Origin of the sequence: Acinetobacter sp. ABJ-A23_2, from assembly GCF_044538765.1 — a bacterium.
GTDB classification, from domain to species: Bacteria; Pseudomonadota; Gammaproteobacteria; order Pseudomonadales; family Moraxellaceae; genus Acinetobacter; species Acinetobacter nosocomialis_A.
In genome coordinates, this window is the sequence record NZ_JBIUCP010000010.1 from 29,510 (window position 1) to 46,047 (window position 16,538).

17 protein-coding genes are annotated in these 16,538 nt (G+C 39.0%); 8 read left to right on the plus strand and 9 right to left on the minus strand.

Translation table 11 applies throughout. From position 1 onward, the window contains the following. Window positions 1–49 precede the first annotated feature (49 nt). The gene (gene apbC / locus ACH63V_RS05525; protein WP_263613032.1) at window positions 50–1,279 is read right to left on the minus strand and encodes an iron-sulfur cluster carrier protein ApbC; all 1,230 of its coding nucleotides are present in this window, start codon (window positions 1,277–1,279) and stop codon (window positions 50–52) included. A 146-nt stretch (window positions 1,280–1,425) separates the two neighbouring features. After that, window positions 1,426–1,926 (minus strand): hypothetical protein, encoded by a 501-nt coding sequence (locus ACH63V_RS05530; protein WP_396462951.1) that lies wholly within the window; start codon window positions 1,924–1,926, stop codon window positions 1,426–1,428. 404 nt (window positions 1,927–2,330) lie between these two features. On the opposite strand from ACH63V_RS05530, the gene metG reads away from it, so the two are divergent. Then, window positions 2,331–4,397 (plus strand): methionine--tRNA ligase, encoded by a 2,067-nt coding sequence (gene metG, locus ACH63V_RS05535; protein ID WP_263613030.1) that lies wholly within the window; start codon window positions 2,331–2,333, stop codon window positions 4,395–4,397. 84 nt (window positions 4,398–4,481) lie between these two features. Here metG and ACH63V_RS05540 read toward each other — a convergent pair whose 3' ends face one another. From ACH63V_RS05540 to ACH63V_RS05550, 3 genes are all read right to left on the minus strand, one after another. Next, complete coding sequence (locus ACH63V_RS05540; protein WP_396462952.1) at window positions 4,482–4,817, minus strand: calcium-binding protein; 336 nt, start codon at window positions 4,815–4,817, stop codon at window positions 4,482–4,484. Next, entirely contained in the window at window positions 4,798–4,986 is a 189-nt protein-coding gene (locus ACH63V_RS05545; protein ID WP_068936152.1) for an NF038215 family lipoprotein, read from the minus strand. The genes ACH63V_RS05540 and ACH63V_RS05545 overlap by 20 nt, the downstream gene beginning before the upstream one ends. Before the next feature lie 162 nt (window positions 4,987–5,148). Then, on the minus strand, window positions 5,149–5,772 hold the full coding sequence (locus ACH63V_RS05550; RefSeq protein ID WP_004703462.1) for a LysE family translocator: 624 nt from the start codon (window positions 5,770–5,772) through the stop codon (window positions 5,149–5,151). 180 nt (window positions 5,773–5,952) lie between these two features. Here ACH63V_RS05550 and ACH63V_RS05555 point away from each other — a divergent pair, with 180 nt between their 5' ends. From ACH63V_RS05555 to ACH63V_RS05575, 5 genes are all read left to right on the plus strand, one after another. Then, the gene (locus tag ACH63V_RS05555) at window positions 5,953–6,522 is read left to right on the plus strand and encodes a TetR/AcrR family transcriptional regulator (protein WP_068936156.1); all 570 of its coding nucleotides are present in this window, start codon (window positions 5,953–5,955) and stop codon (window positions 6,520–6,522) included. Then, entirely contained in the window at window positions 6,519–8,162 is a 1,644-nt protein-coding gene (locus ACH63V_RS05560; RefSeq protein WP_240288183.1) for an MFS transporter, read from the plus strand. Before ACH63V_RS05555 ends, ACH63V_RS05560 begins: the two co-directional genes overlap by 4 nt. Before the next feature lie 40 nt (window positions 8,163–8,202). Further along, the gene (locus ACH63V_RS05565) at window positions 8,203–9,342 is read left to right on the plus strand and encodes an HlyD family secretion protein (protein WP_188198319.1); all 1,140 of its coding nucleotides are present in this window, start codon (window positions 8,203–8,205) and stop codon (window positions 9,340–9,342) included. 65 nt (window positions 9,343–9,407) lie between these two features. Continuing rightward, a complete protein-coding gene (locus ACH63V_RS05570; RefSeq protein WP_396462953.1) occupies window positions 9,408–10,289 on the plus strand; it encodes a 1-aminocyclopropane-1-carboxylate deaminase/D-cysteine desulfhydrase in 882 nt (293 codons plus the stop codon). Window positions 10,290–10,405: 116 nt separating this feature from the next. Beyond that, window positions 10,406–11,605, plus strand: coding sequence for an NAD(P)/FAD-dependent oxidoreductase (locus tag ACH63V_RS05575; RefSeq protein WP_396462954.1), 1,200 nt, complete (start codon window positions 10,406–10,408; stop codon window positions 11,603–11,605). Window positions 11,606–11,617: 12 nt separating this feature from the next. Here the strand turns inward: ACH63V_RS05575 and ACH63V_RS05580 are convergent, their stop codons facing one another. From ACH63V_RS05580 to ACH63V_RS05590, 3 genes are all read right to left on the minus strand, one after another. After that, window positions 11,618–11,788, minus strand: a complete 171-nt coding sequence (locus ACH63V_RS05580) for a hypothetical protein (protein WP_019457074.1) — start codon at window positions 11,786–11,788, stop codon at window positions 11,618–11,620. A 128-nt stretch (window positions 11,789–11,916) separates the two neighbouring features. After that, entirely contained in the window at window positions 11,917–13,584 is a 1,668-nt protein-coding gene (locus ACH63V_RS05585) for a mechanosensitive ion channel (protein WP_311070181.1), read from the minus strand. Between the two features lie 228 nt (window positions 13,585–13,812). After that, on the minus strand, window positions 13,813–14,040 hold the full coding sequence (locus ACH63V_RS05590) for a hypothetical protein (protein WP_263613023.1): 228 nt from the start codon (window positions 14,038–14,040) through the stop codon (window positions 13,813–13,815). Window positions 14,041–14,332: 292 nt separating this feature from the next. Here ACH63V_RS05590 and ACH63V_RS05595 point away from each other — a divergent pair, with 292 nt between their 5' ends. Beyond that, complete coding sequence (locus ACH63V_RS05595) at window positions 14,333–14,752, plus strand: hypothetical protein (protein WP_171249067.1); 420 nt, start codon at window positions 14,333–14,335, stop codon at window positions 14,750–14,752. Window positions 14,753–14,799: 47 nt separating this feature from the next. Here the strand turns inward: ACH63V_RS05595 and ACH63V_RS05600 are convergent, their stop codons facing one another. Further along, window positions 14,800–15,561 (minus strand): ferredoxin--NADP reductase, encoded by a 762-nt coding sequence (locus tag ACH63V_RS05600; protein WP_039251647.1) that lies wholly within the window; start codon window positions 15,559–15,561, stop codon window positions 14,800–14,802. Between the two features lie 86 nt (window positions 15,562–15,647). Here ACH63V_RS05600 and gigC point away from each other — a divergent pair, with 86 nt between their 5' ends. Further along, window positions 15,648–16,535, plus strand: a complete 888-nt coding sequence (gigC, locus tag ACH63V_RS05605; protein WP_151739721.1) for a LysR family transcriptional regulator GigC — start codon at window positions 15,648–15,650, stop codon at window positions 16,533–16,535. Window positions 16,536–16,538 lie beyond the last annotated feature (3 nt).

Below are 16,538 nucleotides of genomic sequence, written 5' to 3' on the forward strand. Positions count from 1 at the left end.
TCTTTTAACCAAATAATAAAAAACCCGGCTTAAAGCCGGGTCGGATGAATCAAAAGATTCGTTTATCATCACGCGTGCGTTGAGGGATTTTTTCAATCTGTTGCCATACCGCTTTAGCAATATCGATATAGCTATCAGCTGCGTCATCCATTGCTACAACACTCGGTTTACCCTGATCTGCATGTTCACGGATTTGAGCATTTAAAGGCAAACGCCCTAACAATGGAATATGATATTGCTCGGAAAGCTTATCACCGCCACCAATACCAAAAATTTGTTCTTCGTGCCCACAGTTAGAGCAAATATGAGTCGACATGTTTTCAACAACACCCAATACTGGTATGCCAACTTTATTAAATAACTCAATTCCTTTAGTGGCATCTAACAAAGCAACATTTTGCGGAGTCGTCACAATGATTGAGCCAGTTACTGGAATACGCTGTGCAAGCGTAAGTTGAATATCGCCTGTACCCGGCGGCATATCAATCATCAATACATCTAAATCTGGCCAAAGTGTTTGGTTAAACAATTGCATTAAAGCACCAGTTGCTTTTGGTCCACGCCATGCGACAGGAGTATTGTTATCTCCTGTTAAATGTCCAATAGAAAGCACAGCCATACCGTATGCCTCTAAAGGTACAAAATTTTCACTTTCAATAAGAGGCGTTTTGCCAGCATTGCCTAGCATGGTTGGAATACTTGGGCCATAGATATCAGCGTCCAACACCCCTACCTTAAGTCCCATTTTTTGTAAGGCAAGTGCTAAATTAACCGTAGTTGTCGATTTACCAACCCCACCTTTACCAGATGAAACTAAAATAACGTTCTTAATTCGAGGATGAAGCGGAACATCTCTTTGTTGCGGAGCAGCTTTCTGAATCGGTGGATTGTTTGGATCTGGCTCAGATTTAGGTGAGGCATCAAGCACAGGAGGTAAATTTGAATTTTCTTTCGGTGCTTTAGATGAACAAGCATGACCTGAACTTTCTGGTGCAGGACGCTTTTGTTGAACTACATGTAAGTTCAGTTCTTCAATACCACACTTTTCTAATGCACTAGCCAAATCATCATGAATTTGCTGCAAATGCTCTTTTTCATCAGGAAATGTATTAATAGTAAGTTGTAATACACGCCCCTGAACTTGGAGCTGGCTAATGCGCTCTTTTAAGGCATCTTTTGAATGCGGTAGTAAATAGTTTTGGAGTACAGTTTGGATTTCATCTTCTTTCACTTCTTGTGCAGGTGAAAAAACGGACTTTAATGAAGAAAGCCAAGACATATTGTTTACTCCAAAAACAGATCATTACAGCTTGTTGGAGCTAGTGTAACAGTATTGATCCGCACTCGCTCAACTCGAAATGAATAATTGCTAATTTTAAAGCCTCATCATTTGAGTGAGGAGTACAGATTTTGGTTTAAATCAGCTTATTCAGCAGAGTCGTGATTTTTTAATTTATTGAGTTTATCTGTTGCTGTCTTCTTCAATTCATCAAACTTTGCAGTTGCCTGAGTTTTTAACTCATCAAGTTTTGAAGCAGCTTCTTCCTTTAATTCTGCTGCTTTGGCTTTAGCATCATCCAGTTTATGGGCGGCTTCGGTACGCAAGTGATCAAATTTGTCTTGCAGACTATGCTGAGCGTCGTCAAGTTTACCTTTCAAATCACTGGCTTTATCTTCAACGGCTTCTTTTGCAGCAGCTTGTTTCTCTTTTACATTGTCCTTCAAATCATCCAAGGCTTTTTCACCTTGTGCTTTTGCATCTGCTGCTTTTGCCTTTAACTCATCTACTTTATCTTCAACTGCTTCTTTACCAGCAGCCTGTTTCTCTTTTACATTTTCTTTTAAATCGTCCAAAGCTTTTTCGCCTTGTACTTTTACATCTGCCGCTTTTGCCTTTAATTCGTCTAATTTATTTTCAGTAGTCATCGTTGTTATCCTCATCGTTAATTAAAAAAATTACCTGAATAAGTTATTAGTTATACATCGTTATGGTTTATTTTCTGACCGTAACTGCAATTTGAAACAAAGACAATACAGGAAGATTCAAATATTTTTTGATTTGTTTATCTGTTCTAAAGAGAAACAGCTTTTGACTTCACATCCATTTTTATAGATGCCTCTTATGCTTAGCTAAAGATTATTAATCTTTGCTTATCCCGCCACTCAAGCTTAGCTTTCGCCTTTCGCTCGGGCAAAGTTTATTAATCTTTGCTTATCCCACCACTCAAGCACAGCTCTCGTCTTGCAGTCGGACAAAGCGTTGCTTTGTTTTTCCTCCTTCATCAGTTAAAATCTTCCACCTTATAAATACGAATGAGAGAATGAGATCCGTGCGTAAAATTTTAGTCACCAATGCCCTCCCTTATGCGAATGGTCCAATTCATATGGGTCATTTACTCGGTTACATCCAGGCAGATATCTGGGTTCGTGCCATGCGAGCAATGGGTCATGATGTGACTTATGTATGTGCGGATGATGCTCACGGTACAGCCATTATGCTACGTGCTGAAGCGAATGGCATTAGCCCAGAAGAGCAAATTGCGAATGTTCAAAAAGAGCACATTCGTGATTTTGACGGTTTTGGCGTACATTTCGATCATTACGATTCAACACATAGCGATGCAAACAAAGCACGCTCAACAGATATCTACATTAAAAACCGTGAAGCTGGAAATATTGCAGTTCGCCCTGTAACTCAATTATTTGACCCAGAAAAAGGTATGTTCTTGTCTGACCGTTTCATTAAAGGCACATGCCCGAAATGTAAATCAGAAGATCAATACGGCGACTCATGTGAAGTGTGTGGTACAACTTATAATGCGACCGAGTTACTTAACCCACGTTCAACTTTAAGTGGTGCAACACCAGTTGAAAAATCATCAGATCACTATTTCTTCAAGCTTCCAAACTTCTCTGAATATTTACAGAAATGGACGCGTGATGAAGGTCGTTTACCTCTTTCAATTGCGAACAAGTTAGATGAATGGTTTGAAGCTGGTTTAGCAGACTGGGATATTTCTCGTGATGCACCATATTTTGGCTTTGAAATTCCAGATGCACCAAATAAATATTTCTACGTGTGGGTAGATGCCCCAATTGGTTATATGTCTAGTTTTGAAAACTACATCAAAACTAAACGTCCAGATTTAAACTTTGACGATTTCTGGAAAAAAGACAGCCAAAACGATGTTTATCATTTTATTGGTAAAGACATTGTTTATTTCCATGCTTTGTTCTGGCCTGCAATGCTTGAAGGCGCGAACTATCGCACCCCAACAGGCTTGTTTGTAAATGGTTTCTTGACTGTAAATGGACAAAAAATGTCTAAGTCACGCGGTACTTTCATTAAGGCCGAGACGTATTTACAGCATTTAAACCCAGAGTATTTACGTTACTACTTTGCTTCTAAGCTTTCAGATAAAGTTGAAGATTCTGACTTGAACCTTGATGACTTTGTTCAAAAAGTAAACTCAGACTTAGTCGGTAAAGTCGTCAATATTGCTAGCCGCTGTGCAAAATTCGTCAATAGCAGCTTTAACAATACGTTATCTGCTGAATGTGCAGAATCTGAGTTAGTACAAAGCTTTATTGATGCAGGCGATTCAATTGCTAAAGCATATGAAGCACGTGAATTCTCAACGGCGATCCGTGAAATTATGGCGCTTGCTGACCGTGCAAACCAATATATTGATGAGAAGAAACCTTGGGCTCTTGCTAAACAAGAAGGTCAAGAGCAACAAGTTCTTGATGTATGTTCTGTGGGTATCAACTTATTCCGTCAATTAGCGGTGTACTTGGCTCCAGTTCTGCCAACTTTAGCTCAACAAGTTCAAGATTTCTTAAAACTTGAAAGCTTCGATTTCGAGTCACGCAAACAAATTCTTGTAAGCCATGAGATTGCGCAGTTCCAGCCACTTATGCAACGTGTTGATCCAAAAGCTGTTGCAGCTATGGTTGATGCTTCTAAAGAGTCTTTAGGTGCTCCAGCTCCAGAAGCAACAAAAGCGGCAGCGAAAAAAGAGAAATCTGCCGAGAAAAAAGCAGTGCCTACTCCAGCAGTGGGTGAAGCTGAAATTATCGGTATTGAAGATTTCTTAAAAGTTGACTTACGTGTTGCTCAAGTACTTGAAGCAGGTACAGTTGAAGGTTCAGATAAATTACTTCAATTGACGTTAGATGTTGGTGAAGCTGAACCACGTAACGTATTTAGTGGTATTCGTAGTCAATATGCGCCAGAAGACCTAAAGGGTAAATTGGTTGTTATGGTTGCTAACCTTGCACCACGTAAAATGCGTTTTGGTATTTCAAACGGTATGGTACTTGCTGCCGGAAATGGTGAAGGTATTTTCATTATTTCACCAGATAGCGGTGCGAAACCTGGCGATAAAGTGTCTTAATCCGCCTGCATATAAAAAAGCTCCCTAAATTGGGAGCTTTTTTTAACTATAAATTTTCAAGGAACATCTATAAGAAGATTTAAATTATGACCACGGCCGCCCTTCACAAGGGTTACTAAGTAAAACGTGTATATTCCCCAACTCCTCATTGGTTAAATAGTCATTCTTATTTTTATCTAAATAATGAAATAGCTCTGTTTGCTTATTCTCTCCCTGAAAACGCTTATCAGTAGGCCAACGATAAGGATAGAAATCTTGTACCTGTTGAAACTCTTTTAAGCTGTATAAGCCATCATGATTTACATCATATTTTTCCTGAAAAAGCTTCCAATCCAAAGATGCAGGGTCACATGCACTTACTACATTTAAAATGCAGTAAGTGATGCAAGCTGTGAGTAACTTAATAGTTGGATTGCTCATGATTATTGGCTTGTAAATCAGAAATTTTGTAATCTTTTTCATGAACAGGTGTACCAACAATGCTCATAGTTCGCTCATTTGCTGGCTGTTGCTTGCTCATGGTTCTCATCTCACATCCTGTAGTTAAGATGAGAAAAACTACAGAAATGCTCACCATTAGTTTTTTCATAACGTGACCCTCATTTCTTTTTGTTTTATTTATTAAGTTACCACTTTTTAAATGTTTAAGTACTAAAAAAGATATTTCAATTTGTATATATTTTACTCAAAAATAAAGCCAGACTATAAATAGCTGGCTTTGGATTTTTTAGATATTTTAATTAAAGGCTTATCATTTGAAGAAAATTAATTTTAAACCTAATACACTCACAATGCTTCCAGCTACTCGGTCAACGCCAGTTTTTGCTTTTAAGTACATTGTTCTAGGCTTCTCTGAAGAGAGCAGCATTGCAACACATGAATACCACCCTGCATCGATCATAAAACAAATCACTGGCAATGCAACGTAGTAGTAATTTGGAATTTCTTTTGGCAATAAAGCAGTAAATACGCTCGCTAGAACGACTGCAATTTTCGGGTTGCTTAACTGGGTAATCAGGCCATAACGATATGCCTGTTTATAGGTCATTTTTGATTTGCCATCATTTTCCATGGCAATTGGTTCTTTAGCGTGTTTAATAATTTTAAAAGCCAGCCAAAGCAAATACAGCCCACCACCAATTTTTAAGATTAAATATGCTGAAGGTACTGCTAATAAAACTGCCTGCAACCCCATAACAGCTAGAAAACCAAAAAGAGCTGCGCCTGTACCTGTACCTAAAGCTGTAAATAAACCATGTTTACGTGATTTAGAAATTGAATTTTGTGCTACGTAAATAAAGCTCGGCCCAGGGCTTATTGCTCCAAGCATCAATGCCATCGCAATTGAAAAAAGAGGAATAAGGGACTCAAACATTGTATTGACCTAGCATCATGCAATTGCGCGGTATTCTAACAGCTTTTTATGACACATATAAAAACGGAAAACATATAAATGATGAAAATTGAATTTTCATGTTTTTTACAATTTATATCTTCACAACGGACAAAAATGTCCGTTAAATATATCGGTCTTTAGAACTCCCAAACCAATGACATGAGTAAACGTCAAAAAATTGCTGCCCATAATCGGGATGAATTACTCAATGCAGCCGAAGAATGTTTTCGTATTCATGGCATTAATGTCCCCTTACAAGTTGTGATTGACCATGCAGGTGTAGGCAGAGCAACTTTTTACCGTAACTTTTGTGACCGCAAAGCTTTAATTAGCGCGCTTTTAGAACGCGCGATTACACAGCTAGAGCAAAAAGCTGCTCATTTTCAACAATTCGAGGATGGTTTATTTCGTTTAATTGAAGGACATATTGCACAACTTCCTAAACTTGCAATTTTGCAAGATTTTTGGAGAGTGATTGATCGACAAGATCCAATTATGTTAAAAATTTATGAACGGCGAAATAATGCACTTAACCCACTGATTGAAAATGCGATAGAACAAAAACTGTGCCGAGCTGATCTCACTGCCAATGACTATGCAATGATCACTGCAATGTTGGGTTCTTCATTTCAAGGACATGAGCCAGAAGAACAAACTCGCTTAGCAAAACGAGCAATTGAATTACTAATTCATGGTATTCAAGTACAAAAAATTCGAGGGATAGAATGAGTAAAACGCCTCGTTATTTAGAAACACCACCCGACTGGACACCAGAAGAGCAACCGACTCTACCTGGTTCACCGGCAGCTATTGCTCACTCTGTACCTAAGCGATTTATTTACTTTTTTATTGGTTTATTTGTCGCCCTTTCGGCAAGCTTAAGTAATGGTTTTATTACGGCAAATTTACCTTTAATTCAAGGTGAATATGGACTGACACCTTCCGAAGCTGCTTGGCTCCCTGCTGCTTATGTCATGGCAAATGTCAGCTCAAACCTGATTTTGTTTAAAGCCAGACAACAGTATGGCTTAAGAGTATTTTCAGAAATAGGTTTGGTTATTTTTATTGCCGTGCTGGTTTTACATATTTTTGTGCATACCTATGAAATGGCCCTATTCGCACGGGTTGTGGCGGGTTTAGCAGGAGCACCTCTCAGCTCTTTAGGTATGTATTACACCATGCAAGCTTTTAAAAAAGCAGACATGGCAAAAGGTATATATATCGCCTTCGGTTTTCAGCAGTTAGGGGTTCCCCTCGCTTGGATTATTTCTCCATTTCTTGTCAGTACAGACAGTTGGTCTGTTCTATATACCTTTGAGCTAGGTTTAGCACTTTGCTGTTTAGCGATGGTGGTTTCATTGAAACTACCGCGTAGCTTACGGATCTATGTTTTTGAGAAGCAGGATTTCTTTACCTTTGCTTTACTGGCACCTGGTTTTGCATGCTTATGTATTGTGCTCACACAAGGCCCAATTCTCTGGTGGTTTAACAGTGAATGGCTTGCTTACGTTTTAATTGCTGGCTTTAGCTTAGTTGTTCTTGGTTTGCTCTATGAACACTATCGAGCCAATCCATTAATTATGACACGCTGGTTAGGTGCTTCTTCGACCTTGCGTTTCATTTTTGGTGCTTTTGCTATTCGACTTCTAATGTCAGAGCAAAGCTATGCTGCTGTTAATTTTTTAAAAGCCATGGGAATGGGGCCTGATCAGTTTGTACCACTTTATGTTGTGATATTCATCGGGATTTTAAGTGGAACCTTATTTAGTGCACTGACTTTTTCACGTGAACGAATTATCTTTCACTTACTTTTTGCAGAGTTCTTAATTCTGGTTGCTTGTGGACTAGATTATCACTTAACCAGTGATGTTCGACCAGTGAACTTCTTTGCAAGTCAGTTCCTAGTAGGTTTCGCAGGTGGTTTATTTATTGGGCCTTTACTACTTATTGGTTTCGCACAAACTTTGGCTAAAGGTCCTTCGTATGTAGTGACTTTTATTGTGCTGTTCTCTGCAACTCAAACCTTTGGTGGCTTGGTCGGGTCTTCTTTCTTCTCGACCTATCAACAACACCGCACGCAAAACTATCAAGTCGAGATTATTAAAGATTTAGAACAATCCGACCCGTTAGTTTCTCAGAGGCTCTCCACCTATCAACGTAGTGCAGCCATCACAACAAATGACCCAGCATTACAAACGACTCAGGCCATGCGCACACTCAATCAAGTGGTCACCCGTGAAGCACAAGTGCGTGCCTACAATGATGTTATTGCGTTAAACGGTATTTTTGCTATCGCACTGCTCTTATGGGGTGGATTTAATATTGCGCGTAGTAAATATCTACAACGTAGAGGAATTAGCCGTCCTTAAAGGCTTTTGTTATTGATGAAATAGAAATTGAGATTGATATATGTCAGATGATCAAAACAAACCGGAACAAACACCTGCTCAGGCACCTGCCAACGAGCCAACACCTGCACCTGCACCTGCACCTGCACCTGCACCTGCAAGTAAACTGATTCCGACAAAACGCTCAACCCTACTATGGATGTTGGGTGTGCTTATTATTGGTATTTTAGTGATTTTATGGGCATGGAGAATCGGACCTTTTGCCACGAGTGTCCAACAAACTGACAATAGTTATGTCAAAGGTAAAACCACTGTTTTATCGTCACAAATTAATGGCTATGTAAAAGATGTATTGGTAAAAGACTTTGACCACGTTAAAAAGGGTCAAGTGCTCATGCATATTGATGCGACTACTTATGACCAAAAAGTAACTCAGGCGGCTTCTGGAGTTGAACAAGCTAAAAATACTTTAGCCAACCAAACCCAATCCATCGCTCAAAAACAGGCTGATATTGTTGCGGCACAAGCCAAAGTAGATCAAGTGAAAGCTCAATACGAACTCTCTTTGGCACAGCTTAGACGTTATCAACAGTTAGGAAATAGTGGAGCCGCTTCTAAATCTGAGCAAGATAAAGCTGCTGCTGATGCCGAGAATAACCTTGCAGCACTTAAGCAAGCAGAAGCAAATGTCTTAGTTGCAAAAGAGGCTTTGAAAACCGCACAGGTCGCAGAAGCTGGCCTAGAAGCACAAGTTTCAAGTGCTAAAGCACAGTTAGACCAAGCGCAAACCACCAAAGACTATAGCGTTATTGTAGCTCCAATGGATGGTCAACTGGGTGAAGTAAATCCTCGTGTTGGACAATATGTAGCAGCAGGCTCACAGTTACTCTACTTAATTCCACAACAAACTTGGGTGATTGCTAACTTTAAAGAAACCCAAATTGCCAATATGCGAATTGGTCAAAAAGCATGGTTTACAGTCGATGCAATGAATCATAAGAAATTTACAGGACATGTTGAACAAATTTCGCCTGCTGCGGGTTCCGAGTTTAGTGTTTTAAAGCCAGACAATGCGACAGGTAACTTTACCAAAGTTGTGCAACGTATTGCTGTGCGTATCACCATAGATCCGAATCAGGAAGGAATGGAACACTTACGCCCTGGCATGTCAGTGATTACTTCTGTCGATACAAGCTCTTAATCAGCTTTTTAAAGTTCTCTTGAAAAAGCTACAATGTGATCATTCATTATTTTTCTCAATTTCTAATGTTTGATCACATTGCCCAGCCTACTTCCTATCAGCACATTAAACTCTCCTCATCTGTTTATCTCGACATTAAAAGGGTAGATCTAATTCATCCTCAAATTTCGGGCAATAAATTTTTCAAACTAAAATACAATCTGCTTGCCGCAAAACAACAAGGTCTATCAACTATTTTGACTTTTGGTGGGGCTTACTCAAATCATATTGCTGCAACTGCTTATGCAGCTCATGTTTTTGGCTTACACAGTATAGGAATTATTCGCGGTGAAGAGTTAGCAAGTAAGCCTCTCAACCCCACCTTGGCAAAAGCTCAAAGTTTGGGAATGCAGCTACATTTTGTCTCACGCAATGAATATCGCTTGAGGGATGACGCAAACTACCTTCAACAATTACACAATCAATTTCCTGAAACTTTCATTATTCCTGAAGGTGGTTCTAATGAGCTAGCAGTACAAGGATGTCAGGAAATTCTCAGTCAAAGTGATTTACAAAACTATGATGTCATTTGTTGTGCAGTTGGAACTGGAGGAACGATTTCAGGGCTCATTGAAAAAAGTTCAACACATCAAAAAGTTTTAGGATTTTCGGCTTTAAAAGGTGACTTTTTACAACAAGAGATTCAGCAGTGGACTAAAAAACAGAATTGGTCGCTCACTGATGCTTATTGTTGCGGTGGCTATGCGAAAACGTCACCTGAACTATTTGCATTTATTGAAGGTTTTGAAAAGCAATATACCGTGCCTCTTGAACCGATCTATACGGGAAAAATGATGTTCGGTCTGTTTGACCTTATAAAGAATAATTACTTTTCTGAAGAAACTCGTATTCTGGCTATTCATTCTGGTGGTTTACAGGCAGATATAAGAAATAAATCACACCAATAATTCACTCACTTTTAGCTAACGTTTTCTCTACCGCAATAAATGTCTTTAGCACGAGTAAGTGCTGACATGGTAGTATATGCCCCTTTTAAATTTTCACGATTAATCGAGAATCTCTTATGTCTAACAGTCATGTCGATGTCATTGTCTTAGGTGCAGGCGCTTCTGGACTCATGTTGGCTGCACATGCTGCTAAACGAGGGCGCTCGGTTTTAATTTTAGAAAAAGCCAACAAAATTGGTAAAAAGATTTTAATGTCGGGCGGAGGCAAGTGTAACTTTACCAACCTCTATGTAGAGCCTGATAACTATATTTCTCATAATCCGCACTTTGTCATTTCTGCCCTGTCACGCTATAGCAACTGGGACTTTATTGGGTTGGTATGTGATTATGGAATTGCCTATGAAGAACGAAAACACGGGCAATTATTTACGCTAAACGGCGCTAAAGAAATTTTAGAAATGCTTGTGAGTGAGTGTAATAAAACCAACAATGTTGAAATCCAAACCCATTGCGAAGTTGGACAGATTGATCCCTTAGAACAAGGTGGTTTTTCTGTACACACCAACCAAGGTCGATTTAGCTGTGAGTCATTAGTTGTTGCTACAGGCGGCTTATCTATTCCGACTTTGGGCGGTTCTGGATTTGGCTATGAACTAGCACAAAAATTTGGACATACAGTTTTCCCTACCCGTGCTGGTTTAGTTCCATTTACTTTTTCAGATCATATTAAAGAAGTCACCACACGTTTAAGTGGCAATGCTTTAGATGTGACTTTAAGCAACTCAAAAAATAGCTTTACTGAAGCGTTATTATTTACCCATCGTGGCTTAAGTGGACCAAGTTCCTTACAGCTTTCTAACTATTGGAATACTGGTGAAAGTTTTAAAATTGACTTTTTCCCAAGCCAAGACTTAACAAGTTATTTAAAAGACAAAAAGAAATCACAGCCGAAAGTTTTATTGCGTACCCTTCTAAATGAATTTACCGCGAAAAGTATTGTACAAGAGCTACAACAACTCATATGGCCAGAGCATAGCGAAACGGCGATTGGTAATATTAGTGATGCACAGCTAGAGCATATTGCCGAGCAGTTACATGGTTTTTCGGTTAAACCATCAGGCACTGAAGGATACCGTACTGCCGAAGTGACCTTAGGTGGAATTGATACAACCGAAGTTTCATCTAAAACACTGGAAAGTAAAAAACAGAAAGGACTGTTCTTTATTGGAGAAGTACTGGATGTGACCGGCCATTTAGGAGGCTATAACTTCCAATGGGCTTGGTCTTCTGCTTATGCAGCAGCACAATATGTTTAAATGTCGAATAAGCTAATTTGCTGCTTTCGCTTCACTTGATGATTTTTCAGCATCACGTGTATGCGTTGTTGCCTGTTTTGATGAATCGGATTTGCTAAACACAAATTTATAAGCACTTGCTAAAAAACCAACGGTAATCCCAGCAATTACAACAGGTGCTAAAAAACGACCAGGCTTTTTCATCGTATTTTCCTCACTTATTTGTTTTTATAGCTGTCAAAGACAGAACGACCACTCAATATAGAGTGGTCGAACTTATCACAAAAATCAAAGATTTTTTGTACTGTTTATCTGAAAATTAGTTACACCTACTAAATTTCATCATTTTCGCCAGTAGAACCAAAAGGTTTATTTACTGGTGGTTGTGATGGATTTACTTGTGCAGAATCAGCTGGTTTTGCATCAGATGAAACAGTTGATGATGAAGTTGTAGTCGTTGGCGAAGTTGAAGCTGAAGACGTACTTGCTGTTGTAGTAGAAGGTGGTTGATATAAAGGATTTGGTTGATTAGCTTCTTTTTTCGCTTTATCAAGCAAGTCAGACAATAGTCTTTCCGCTGGTTGACGACCACCTAAGCCAAATGCAAGCGCGAAAGCCACTGCAACTGCACCTAGAGTTAAGCCAAATGCAAGATTCACAATCGAATCAGCAATACCCATCGCTTTTAAACCAAGCGCAAGGACTAAGCCAATAATTAAGACACGAACCAAACTACCTAACCAACGCGAACTGTTATATTCACCGCGCTGAACTACGTTCGCCACCACATTTGCAAGCCAGAAACCAATCACCAAAATCACAGCGCCCAATAGAATGTTTGCACCGAAGTGGATAAACATTGCGATTAGACCACTAATCTGTTCAAAGCCAAGACGGTCAGCAGCTTCTGAAACTGCAAACAACATGGTAAAGAACACGATTAACCAGCCAACAGCACCAGAAACTTTAGTTTGACCGAAAAAGCGTTGTACATCTAATTTTGCAGGGATTTCATCTACACCTGTTCCTGCAATGAGTTCAGCAACCAAGCGTCCAACAAAACGAGAAACAATATAAGCAACCAGTAAAATTAAACCAGCAGCAATAATGTTTGGAATCGCTTGCAAGATTTCATTGAGCATTGCTGTTGCTGGCTGAGAAATTGTCTCAATACCTAAAGCTTCAAATGCCACAATCAATGTGGTAATGATGATAATGGCAAAAACAAATGAACCTAAAAATTTGCCTACATTAGAGCTTTTGAAAAGACCAATTTTTTCAGCTTGCGCTTGAACGCCTAAGCTATTGATTAAGCCTTCAACAATACCGCGTACAATTTTTGCCAAGATATAACCAACAAAAACGATAACGCCAGCAATAAAGATATTTGGTAAGAATGCTACAGCATCATTTACCATATTTTGAACAGGAATAAGTAAACCTGTTAACCCTAAGATTGAGAGAACAATAGGGAGGAAAAGTAATAATACAAGCCAGTAAAGAATTTCACCAATATTCTGACTGATTCCCCCTACCCCTACTTCACTACTTAATTTGTCATCAAGTTGCGTTCTGGATAGCACATTGGTAATTCCCGCCCGCACCAGTCGAGCAACGATCCAACCAATGAAACCCACCACCACGGCAGCAATAATATTTGGAATATAGACGAGTACCTGATTCACCATATTGCTAAATGGTCCACTCACTCCACTAATGTTGAGCACATTTAAAGCAGCAACAACAGCAAGAATCAGAATAAACCAGAATATGACTTTGGAGACGAGGCCTTCTATATTAGGAGTACGTCCTGTAGCTGAAGATAATTTGGCATTTGTATTTAATTTTTGCAGAAGTTTTTTTACCCCTGCTGCAACTAATAAAGCGATTATCCAGCCAACCAGTAAGATGACAATTGCAGCTAAAATAGGATGAAACTGATCCCAGTAATACATCGCATCAAACTGAGCGCCGCGAGGCCCATTAAAAAATTCATTCATATTGTTATGTCCTCAATTGTTATGTTCTTTTCAGTGTTATCAGTAAATGAAAAACACCAGTTCGTTGTAAAAAAATGACGATAAATGCGGTCTATGTCACCTTATGTTTTGAATATTTTTCAATCAACATCCTTCTGCATAAATACAACAAATTGATGCAAAAGATTGCAAAAAAAGCCTTCAGGACACATCCTAAAGGCTTTCTATCGAGATATACTGTTGGGCTTACTATCCTTTGTAAGTTTTCAGATCAGAAGTACCCATCATGACATGTGGTGTAGTCTCATGTTGAAAAGCCCCTTCTTGTTTTGGCGATTGGTTATGTTCAGAAACCATATAAACAATAAGCGCAAGAAGAAAAAGCCCTACAATAATTAAAATATAAACTGGCAATCTTCTTTTTTTTGCAGTCTCTTCAGGACTCGTCACATGAGGTGGTTTTGAAAAATCATGCATCTTCTTTCCCCTCTTCTATTATCATTAACTATATATTCATCATAACAATTTGATTTGTTGCATTGTGTGAAAAAGCATTATGCGAAGGTGACTATGGTTGCAAAACTCTACTTTTAAAATAATAAATTTAGTATAAAATTTAGCCACATTAATTTTGACTATTAAAAATATAATCTCACTTTATTCATAAACTTCTTCGAAGTTCGATTTGTAATACAATATGTTTTAGCGCTTACTTTTTATAAAATAGGCTATAATAAGCCCCCTTGTTTTAAAGCTACTCAATTTTATGATGTATCGTCAGCAAAGCGTAACTCTTGATCTCGACACTGACGTCACACATCAATGTTATTTGCATCAGACAAGAGATGACCATCTCATTGGTATTATTGAATTTAATAAGCCAAGCTATGAGCTCAAATGGAGTGATCTTGAGTATTTCCGTCGCCGTACCGAAGAGTTCTCGGTTATGCCATTCCCTGAATGTGTTAATGCGATGATTGTTGATATTCGTAATATCAATGTATTTCTGGACAATGAAGTCCCTATTTTACCTTGGCGTTTACTTGAAGAAGACTGCCCTGTCCGCTTGGTTGTTCCTCAAGATCGTCTTGAATATTATGCAGGTCTGTTTGAACCGACTTGGCTTTCAACAGATGTCGACAGTGCGATTTCAGAAATTCGTGAATTTATGGATATGTTTGTCCATTAATAAACATATCCATAAAAAACTTTCTTAAAATATTTTTACTTTCAGTTTTACCAATAATTCTCTACAGCAATATTTCCCTCACCACGACGATTCATCGTCAAACCACGGCGTTTTAAAGCTTCTTTAGTATCGTCAACCATTTGTGGGTTTCCACATAACATGACGTGACTAGTTGCTGAGTTAAGTTCCAAACCTGCTGCTTTTTCTAACTCACCATTTTCGATTAATACAGGTAAGCGCTCATGCAACGGCGCTGATGAGTCTCGGGTAATAATAGGAATAAATTTAAAGCCGTTATGCCCTTCTCCAAACGTTTCAGCAATCTCTTGAATACGATCGACATATGCCAATTCATCTGCAGTACGGACGCTATAAACCAAATTAATCTTTTGATAATTAGACCAAGTCTCAAAGTCTTGTAGCATCGACAAAAATGGAGCCAAACCTGTACCTGTTGCTAATAACCATAAATCATGCGGTAAAGGTTGCTGATAACGCGCCAAAGTCAGATAGCCATATGGAATTTTTTCCAAATAAAGCTCATCACCGACTTTCAAATGCTGTAGATTCGAAGTGAAAGCACCGTCTGGTACAACAATTGAGAAGAACTCTAGCGTTTCATCAAATGGAGAAGACACCACCGAATAAGCACGGACAACCAGTTCGTCACCTACCTTTAAACCTATACGCGCAAACTGACCTGCGGTAAATTTAAAATGCGAAGGACGAGTCATGGTAAAGCTGAAAAGTGTTGGGGTCCAACGATGAACTGATAAAACTTTTTCTACGCTAAATTTTTCAATTGACATGATTTCAACGTGGCATGAAATAGTGCGCTCATGTTAGCATGACAGCCGAAATAATGAATACTTTTAAACGTTAAGGCTTTTTAAACATGCGGATGACATTACGCCAGTTGGCTGTTTTTGTAGCAGTCGCCCAAGAAGGAACCGTTACTAAAGCCAGTGATGCGGTCAGACTGACGCAAAGTGCAGCAAGTATGGCTTTAGCCGATTTAGAAGACGGCTTAGGTGCTCCTTTATTTGATCGTTTAGGTAAGCGCTTACAGCTTAATGATCTTGGACGTTTTTTACTTCCACAAGCTTTAGAAATCTTGGGACGTTGTGAAGCGTTTGAACAAGCTGCAAAAGGTGAATTACAAAGTATTGACCTTCGTATTGGGGCGACCTTAACCATCAGTGACTATTTAATGCCTGATTTAATGGCCAGCTTTTTACAACGTCATCCGCAAGCACATTTACAACTTCAAGTGGGTAATACCCGCCAAATGATTGAAGCTGTAAATCAGTTCCAATTAGATTTAGCTTTAATTGAAGGTTCTTGTCACTTACCTCAACTTCAATGTATTCATTGGCGTGATGATGAGCTAGCAGTGTGCTGTTCCCCAGATCATCCTTTAACACGTTTAAATCGCCCCCTTACCCCTCAAGATTTTCACGAAGTAGAATGGATCTTACGTGAAGAAGGTTCAGGTACGCGTGAAGTTTTTGATAATGCAATTTTGCAAGATCTACCAGATGCCAACATTCGTTTAACGCTTGGTCACAATGAAGCAATCTTAAAAATAGTGGCTGGTGGTTTAGGAATGTCTTGTATTTCTAGATTAGCAATTGAACCTTTAAGTGAAAAAGGTCAGCTTGTTATTTTAGATACACCATTTTGGCAACTGACTCGTCCGCTTTATATGCTGGTACATCGCCAAAAATATCAAGGGCCGGGCCTCAAAGCATTTTTAAAATTCTGTGATGAAGATCAGGCTTAAAGC

What these genes read in the sequence shown, in the direction of transcription:
- apbC (WP_263613032.1), bottom strand. Translation starts at nt 1,279, where the DNA reads ATGTCTTGGCTTTCTTCATTAAAGTCCGTTTTTTCACCTGCACAAGAA.
- ACH63V_RS05530 (WP_396462951.1), bottom strand. Translation starts at nt 1,926, where the DNA reads ATGACTACTGAAAATAAATTAGACGAATTAAAGGCAAAAGCGGCAGAT.
- ACH63V_RS05540 (WP_396462952.1), bottom strand. Translation starts at nt 4,817, where the DNA reads ATGAGCAATCCAACTATTAAGTTACTCACAGCTTGCATCACTTACTGC.
- ACH63V_RS05545 (WP_068936152.1), bottom strand. Translation starts at nt 4,986, where the DNA reads ATGAAAAAACTAATGGTGAGCATTTCTGTAGTTTTTCTCATCTTAACT.
- ACH63V_RS05550 (WP_004703462.1), bottom strand. Translation starts at nt 5,772, where the DNA reads ATGTTTGAGTCCCTTATTCCTCTTTTTTCAATTGCGATGGCATTGATG.
- ACH63V_RS05555 (WP_068936156.1), top strand. Translation starts at nt 5,953, where the DNA reads ATGAGTAAACGTCAAAAAATTGCTGCCCATAATCGGGATGAATTACTC.
- ACH63V_RS05560 (WP_240288183.1), top strand. Translation starts at nt 6,519, where the DNA reads ATGAGTAAAACGCCTCGTTATTTAGAAACACCACCCGACTGGACACCA.
- ACH63V_RS05565 (WP_188198319.1), top strand. Translation starts at nt 8,203, where the DNA reads ATGTCAGATGATCAAAACAAACCGGAACAAACACCTGCTCAGGCACCT.
- ACH63V_RS05570 (WP_396462953.1), top strand. Translation starts at nt 9,408, where the DNA reads ATGTTTGATCACATTGCCCAGCCTACTTCCTATCAGCACATTAAACTC.
- ACH63V_RS05575 (WP_396462954.1), top strand. Translation starts at nt 10,406, where the DNA reads ATGTCTAACAGTCATGTCGATGTCATTGTCTTAGGTGCAGGCGCTTCT.
- ACH63V_RS05580 (WP_019457074.1), bottom strand. Translation starts at nt 11,788, where the DNA reads ATGAAAAAGCCTGGTCGTTTTTTAGCACCTGTTGTAATTGCTGGGATT.
- ACH63V_RS05585 (WP_311070181.1), bottom strand. Translation starts at nt 13,584, where the DNA reads ATGAATGAATTTTTTAATGGGCCTCGCGGCGCTCAGTTTGATGCGATG.
- ACH63V_RS05590 (WP_263613023.1), bottom strand. Translation starts at nt 14,040, where the DNA reads ATGCATGATTTTTCAAAACCACCTCATGTGACGAGTCCTGAAGAGACT.
- ACH63V_RS05595 (WP_171249067.1), top strand. Translation starts at nt 14,333, where the DNA reads ATGTATCGTCAGCAAAGCGTAACTCTTGATCTCGACACTGACGTCACA.
- ACH63V_RS05600 (WP_039251647.1), bottom strand. Translation starts at nt 15,561, where the DNA reads ATGTCAATTGAAAAATTTAGCGTAGAAAAAGTTTTATCAGTTCATCGT.
- gigC (WP_151739721.1), top strand. Translation starts at nt 15,648, where the DNA reads ATGCGGATGACATTACGCCAGTTGGCTGTTTTTGTAGCAGTCGCCCAA.